The organism is Antarctobacter albus, from assembly GCF_900101505.1.
GTDB lineage: Bacteria > Pseudomonadota > Alphaproteobacteria > Rhodobacterales > Rhodobacteraceae > Antarctobacter > Antarctobacter albus.
The window spans coordinates 43,583-50,376 of sequence record NZ_FMZI01000022.1; the positions used below are offsets into that span (position 1 = coordinate 43,583).

5 protein-coding genes are annotated in these 6,794 nt (G+C 61.9%); 2 read left to right on the forward strand and 3 right to left on the reverse strand.

What is annotated here, in order from left to right:
- The first annotated feature begins 107 nt into the window (after window positions 1-107).
- Window positions 108-995: a hypothetical protein gene (locus BLQ71_RS24360; protein ID WP_074623588.1), complete on the forward strand. Its 888-nt coding sequence runs from the start codon at window positions 108-110 to the stop codon at window positions 993-995.
- A 98-nt stretch (window positions 996-1,093) separates the two neighbouring features.
- Here the strand turns inward: BLQ71_RS24360 and BLQ71_RS24365 are convergent, their stop codons facing one another.
- On the reverse strand, window positions 1,094-2,527 hold the full coding sequence (locus BLQ71_RS24365) for a YfcC family protein (protein ID WP_074623589.1): 1,434 nt from the start codon (window positions 2,525-2,527) through the stop codon (window positions 1,094-1,096).
- A 171-nt stretch (window positions 2,528-2,698) separates the two neighbouring features.
- Between BLQ71_RS24365 and BLQ71_RS24370 the strand changes: the two genes are divergently transcribed.
- Complete coding sequence (locus tag BLQ71_RS24370) at window positions 2,699-3,355, forward strand: GntR family transcriptional regulator (RefSeq protein WP_074623590.1); 657 nt, start codon at window positions 2,699-2,701, stop codon at window positions 3,353-3,355.
- 40 nt (window positions 3,356-3,395) lie between these two features.
- Here the strand turns inward: BLQ71_RS24370 and BLQ71_RS24375 are convergent, their stop codons facing one another.
- Window positions 3,396-4,181, reverse strand: coding sequence for a TIGR00266 family protein (locus BLQ71_RS24375; protein WP_043140243.1), 786 nt, complete (start codon window positions 4,179-4,181; stop codon window positions 3,396-3,398).
- 513 nt (window positions 4,182-4,694) lie between these two features.
- Window positions 4,695-6,461, reverse strand: a complete 1,767-nt coding sequence (locus tag BLQ71_RS24380) for a PQQ-dependent methanol/ethanol family dehydrogenase (protein ID WP_043140248.1) — start codon at window positions 6,459-6,461, stop codon at window positions 4,695-4,697.
- Window positions 6,462-6,794: the final 333 nt, after the last annotated feature.

The following is a 6,794-nucleotide window of genomic DNA, read 5'->3' on the forward strand; positions in this document are numbered from 1 at the left end:
GGCAAAATTTTGTCGTTGTCACGATTCCGGCCCATCGTGGGTCCATTGGTTATTTCGAAAATCAAGAAAAATCTTGCCTTAACAGGCTGCGATTGGGGGACGATCTTATGCCCGACTACCTTAAGGTTTTCACGTACGAACTTGACGGCCTTTCCTACACCGTAAGCCTGTTCGAGGATAACGGAACCATCATGGCGGACATCACGGTTCTCGAAGGCGCGATGGATGTGAATGCGATCTACTTCGGCGACGACGACTATTCCGGAGAGAGCGCCTCTCTCGACGGACCGCTCAACATGAACGGTGCGCGGCTTGAAGACGGGGATATCCAGTGGGACATGGCCCAGGCGCTCAGTGATCCTGGCCTCGGTCCCGATGCGGCAGACAAGGAAACCTACCTTTCCGCAGGCGACACGCTCACGCTTGAACTGGATGCCGAAAGCATCGACGACATTGATGTCGTCGGCATCCGTGCGACCTCGACGACCACGGACGAGGGGTCGATCAAAGCCGTGTCAGACGACCCGGAAGAGCCTGAGGAACCGGAGGATCCCGAGGAGCCGACATTTGAAAAGGTGTATTTCGGCACCGGGACAAACGAGGAAACCGGCTTGCCGGATGGCGTTGCCATTTTTGGCGAACCTTTCGAAGGCAACCCGGCGCTGCCCGAAGACCAGGAGCCCACGTTCGAAAACTATCTGGCCTATTTCGAAAACGAAATCGAAGGCTACGATATCACCGATATCGTGGACATCAGGTTCTATACACTGCACGAGGAAGGCTATCCCGTCGAGTTGTTCCGGATCGAGGCCCCCGAAGGCGGCTTCGCGGATGCCGACGAGGTGCTGGAGGCTTATGATGCCGCCATCGAGGCTGGAGCTCTGGACGTTGAAAGCGGCGAGGAGCTGATGGCGGCTTTGAGTCTGCCAGAAGACTTCGAAGAGGCCCCCCTCGAAGAAGATCCGGATGTCGAAGACGATCTTGAAATGGCGTAACCGACCGGAGGCGTGATTGCGCGCTTTCGCGATCGGCGCCGGCCATCATGAGAACGGCGTGACCGGGGTCACGCCGTTCTCTGGTCTGTCGGTCCGGATCAGCCGGTCCAGTTGGTCGCCTGGGCGAAGACCAGGAAGGCGATGGCGATGCCGATCCAGGTCACGAAGAGCGGCAGGAAGAACCGGATCCAGCGATCCCAGCCCACACCGGCCAGCGCCAGGGTCGCCATGAAGTAACCGGAGGTCGGGTAGAAGATGTTTGAGAGTCCGTCACCCAGCTGGTAGGCCAGCACCGCGTTCTGCCGTGTCACCCCGATCAGGTCCGAAAGCGGTGCCATGATCGGCATGGTCACAAGCGCCTGGCCGCTGCCCGACGGAATGACGAAGTTGAAGCCGAGCTGCGACAGGAACATGCCCACCGCCGAAAGCGTGTCGGGAAAGCTGCCGACCAGTCCGCCAAGGCCGTGCACCAGAGTGTCCATGACCTGCCCCTGCTCGAACATCACCGCGACGGCCCGGGCCAGTCCGACGATGATCGCGCCCATCAGCACGTCGCGGAAACCCTCGTTGAAGGCATCGCAGATGCGTGCGGTGTTCAGCCCGGCGACAAGCCCAACGGCCACGCCCATCAGGACAAACAGCCCCGCCATTTCCAGCATGAACCAGCCACGGGTCAGTACGCCCCAGACGAGGATCGCGAAAAAGCCCAGTGTCACCAGCCCGGCCCAGGCCTGGCGTCGGGAAAACCGCATCGGCTCTGCCGAGAAATCGTGGCGGTAGGACCCGCGCTTTGCCTCTTCGCGGGAATCCCCGGCCATCAGGCTGTCGTCGGGGTTGGCGCGGACACGGCGGGCATAGCGGATCGTGTGCAGAACGGCCACGACCAGCAGAACGACAAAGAGCGTGGCACGCAGACCGGCACCCGAATACAGCGGCAGTTCGGCGATCGTTTGGCCCAGCCCGGTGTTGATCGGGTTCAGCACGCCGGCGGTAAACCCGGCGGTCGTCGCCAACAGAGCGGTGGCTGCGGCTGTGACCGAATCGTACCCCAGCGCGATCATCAGGGGCAGGATCACGGGCACGTAGACCAGGGCCAGCTCCTGCGTCCCGATCAACGAGGCCACGACGGCAAAGACCATCATAAGCACGGGAAACATCAACAGGCTGCGCGAGGAAAAACGCCGTGCGAGTTTGTCCACCGCCACGTCGATCAAGCCGGTCCGGCGCACCACCATGAACGTACCGCCGATGATGAAGGTAAAGAAGACGACGGTCGCCGCATCCACCAGGCCGTTCGGGACGGCCAGCATGAACTGTTCCAGCCCCACGGGCGTGGCCGGAACCTCGCGGTAGCTGGTCGGGTCGATGGCGCTGCGGCCGTTCGCAAGCGTCACCCGGTCATAGAGACCTGCCGGAATGACATGGGTCAATGCGGCGGCAATGGCCGTGAAGACGAACAGAATGACGTAGATGTGTGGCATCCGGAATCCGGGCGCCTCTGTCTCGTCCACTTCGGTGTTCTCGGCGGTCATTGTCTGGTCCTCCCTCGACCCTGCGGCGCACTGCGGCGCAAAGATCGTCTGATGTTGCAATAACTGACATGTTAGTTAAAATATCTTCTGTGATGCCATAAATGCTTTCAGAAGGGTCTGTTTGCAAATTTTTGAAAGTGGCGGCAAATATACAGGAAAGCGGAGGAAAACATGACAGAGGCAGGCGGTGAAGCGCAGAGCAGACGTGCCTTTGGCGCCCTTGTCGATGCCTTGAGAGGCGGAGAACTGCCGTCGAGCAGCTTTCATTCGATGCAGCAACTGGTGAGCGTTCTGGGGTTTCCGATCTCTTCGATTCGCGAGGCAGTCAAGCGGGCCGAGGCGCAGGGACTGGTCGAGATCCTGCCCAAACGCGGCATCCAGGTGATGTCGGCGGACCTCGAGTCCACGCGGAACTGCATGGACATGCGCGCGACGCTGGACAAGGAAGGCGCGCGCCGCCTGCTGGCGCGCGACCAGGGGCGCGACTGGTCCGATCTGCGCGCGGCGCATGAGGCGCTTCTGTCGCGGGCGCGGGCCGGGATCGGCGCCGCAGAGGCGATCGACGCCATCGACGTGGATCTCAGCCTGCACGACGCCCTTGCCGAAGAGCTCGACAATCCTCTTTTGCGCCGCTGCTACGAAGAGAACCGCACCCGCATCGCCATCATCCAGAACACGCGCCCCTTTCTCGCCGACCGTGTTGCCTCGGCGATGGAAGAGCACCTGGCCATCATTTCAGCGATCGAGGCCGGGGACGAAGCGGCGGCGATGAAGGCGATCGACCTCCATTTTGTGCAGACCCTGCGCTGGTGGGGCATCCACGGCTGAGCCGTCCCGCTGTATTCGGTGACGGAACCCCGACCGTGGTTCACCTGTCGCCGAACATGTCCCCCAACCCGCCCAGCACCGAGCCTTCGCCCTTGCTGCCGCCGGGACCCGCTGCGCGCAGCACGCGGTCCGCCAGCCGCGAGAAGGGCAGGCTTTGCAGGAACACGGTGCCCGGTCCGCGCAGGGTGGCCAGAAAGATCCCCTCGCCGCCGAAGACCATGCTCTTGAGGTTCCCGGCCCGTTCGATGTCATAGTGGACGCCGCTGGTCATCGCGGCCAGACAGCCGGTATCGACGCGCAGAACCTCACCGGCCTGCAGCTCGCGCCGGATGACGGTGCCGCCCACATGGATGAAGGCCATGCCGTCACCGTTCAGACGCTGCAGGATGAACCCTTCGCCGCCAAAGAACCCGGCCCCCAGCCGACGCTGAAAGGCGATGTCGGTCGTCGTGCCGAAGGCCGCGCAGAGAAAGGCGTCCTTCTGGCAGATCAGTTCGCCGCCCATCTCGGCCATGTTCACCGGGATGATCTTGCCCGGGTAGGGCGCGGCAAAGGCGACGCGCTTCTTGCCCTGACCGTTGTTGGTGAAATGGGTCATGAAGATGGATTCGCCGGTCAGCACGCGTTTGCCGACGTTCAAAAGCGAATCCATGAACCCGGCGGACGGGCGCCCGCCATCGCCCAGGCGGGTTTCAAAGCCGATCCCGTCATCCATGTAGTTCATGGCCCCTGCCTCGGCGATCACGACCTCTGCCGGGTCGAGTTCCACTTCGACGATCTGCATGTCATCGCCGAAAATCTCGTAGTCAACTTCATGGCACCGCATTTCAAACTGCCTTTCAGGTATGGACAAAGGGGAATCCGCCGAAGGCTAGACTGGTGGTGCGCGCCCAGTCCAGTCCGGACATCCTTACGGTCTTACTAGACTTTCGGAGAGACAGACGATGTGGTTGGTCAAGTCTCTTTGACAGGAGGAACCGAGATTCCAGCCCCTCGTAAACGCCCTTGGTATGCTTATCTTCTGCGCCCAATTTCAAAATGCCCGCAATGCGGTTTCTATTGGCCCTTCGTTTGGTCTGCCTGCCCCCGGTGCGGATATGATCCGGCAAAGGGGCATTTCTTTGTGGTTTGGGTCGTTCTGACACTCGGCCTGGTCTCGATGGTCTTTGCGGTGCCGGGTCTGCTCTTGCTGCTTGCCTGGATCGCAGACGTTTTGGACATTCCTCTGTCGTCCAGCAGTCCCATATAGGTAATCGGAACCTGCCCGAGATTCAGGTTCTCGTGCTGAACGAAAAAGGGCGCCCCTCGGGACGCCCTTTTCCAAATGTCGTGTGCCGACTTACTGCAGGCTGGCCAGTTCCTTGGGCAGCTTGAAGGTCCAGACGGTGCCACCCTGGTTGAGGTAGTTCACCTTCTTGGCAACCTCGCCGCCCCAGAGCGGAACAGCGCCGCCCCAGCCGGAAACGATCGAGACATACTGCTCGCCGTCCATCTCCCAGGTCACGGGCTGACCCACGATGCCCGAGCCGGTCTGGAAGTCCCAGAGAACCTCGCCGGTCTCGTCGTCCAGCGCGATGAACTTGCCCTCGGGCGTACCGGTGAAGACAAGGCCGCCGCCGGTGGTCATCACGCCACCCCAGAGCGGGGCGTCGTTCTTGTATTCCCAGACCAGGTCACCGGTGTCGGGGTCAATCGCCTTGAGCGAGCCGATGTGATCCTCGTAGTTCGGCTTGATGGTGAACCCGGCACCCAGGTAGGCCGCGCCCTTCTTGTAGGTGATCGGCTCGTTCCAGATGTCCATGCCCCATTCGTTCGAGGGCACGTAGAAGTTGCCGGTCTTCTGGCTGAAGGCCATCGGCATCCAGTTCTTGCCGCCCAGGAAAGAGGGCGAGGCAAAGATCACTTCACCTTTCTTGCCGTCGGCGGCCGCGGTGGGATCGCCGGGACGGTTCTCCTCGTTGAAGATCGGGCGGCCGTTCTCGTCGATACCGCTGGCCCAGGTGATGTCCTTGACGAAAGGCGTCGCCGAGATGAACCCGCCGTCTTCGGCGTCGAGAACGTAGAAAAAGCCGTTCCGGTCGGCGGTGGCCAGGCGCATGTTGCCGTCGCGGTCGTTGTAGGCGACCACTTCGTTCACGCCGTCATAGTCCCAGCCTTCGCGCGGGGTGGTCTGGAAGTGCCACTTGATCTCGCCGGTTTTGGGGTCGATGCCGATGCGGCTGGCGGCGTAGAGGTTGTCACCCTTGCCGGTGTTGTCCTGACCCGCGTCGCGCAGCCAGCTGTTCCAGGGCGCCGGGTTGCCCGCGCCAAAGATCAGCGTGTCGGTGCGCTCGTCGTAGGAGCCGCCCAGCCAGGTGGCGCCGCCGCCGGTCTTCCACATGTCGCCCGGCCAGGTCGCGTTCAGTTCGCCGGTCATGGTCGAGGGTTCGCCATTCAGCATGCCCATGTGGCCTTCGATCACCGGGCGTTCCCAGACCAGGTCGCCGTTCTCGACGTTGCGGGCCTGCACGGTGCCGACGATGCCGAATTCACCGCCCGAGTTGCCGGTGATGACCAGCCCGTCGACGATCAGCGGTGCGGCGGTGTAGGAATAGCCGGCCTTGTAATCCGCGATCTTGTCGCGCCAGACGACATCACCGGTGTCCTTGTTCAGGGCCACGATCCGCGCGTCCAGCGTGCCGAAGATGATCATGTCGCCATAGATCGCGGCGCCACGGTTGACCACGTCACAGCAGGGCAGGATGCCCTCGGGCAGGCGGGCGTCGTACTGCCAGAGTTCCTTGCCGGTCTTCAGGTCGATGGCATAGAGCCGCGAATAGGAGCCGGTGATATACATCACACCGTCGTAGATGATCGGCTGGGCTTCCTGTCCGCGCTGCTTTTCGCCACCAAAGCTGAAGGCCCACGCTGCCTGCAGGTACTTGATGTTGTCCTTGTTCAGCGTGTCCAGCGGGCTGTACCGCTGCAGGTGGCGGCCCATGCCGTTGGTCACGACCTGCGTCGTGATGGTCTGGTCGTCGGCCAGATCGGCCTCGGTCACTTGTGCCGTGGCAGCTGTGCCGGTCAGCAGAATGCTGGCAGCGGCTGCCAGAATGAATCGGTTCATGAGATTTCCTCCCTTCATCGCCCAGGCGACGTGGATACACGCGCCCCTCTCCCGGGCGCTGCAGACAGTATTCAGGGAAGCCGCGCGGCGAGGTATTGCACAATGGTCGTAAGACTGTCGCGCGGTTGACAAGCCGGGTGAAGCATGACGCGCGCGTGACTCGATCCGGGTGGTGCGGCGCCGGTCCAGGACAGCAGAAAGGGCAGAGACCGTGACTGAACCCTCGATCCGGTTCCGTACTAGGGTCAGGACTCGTTCTCTCTCAAAGCCAGAAGATTACGGTCGCAGCAAGTGCGATTGCTGAGAAGAAGGTTCGTGGGCAGCGGTCATAAC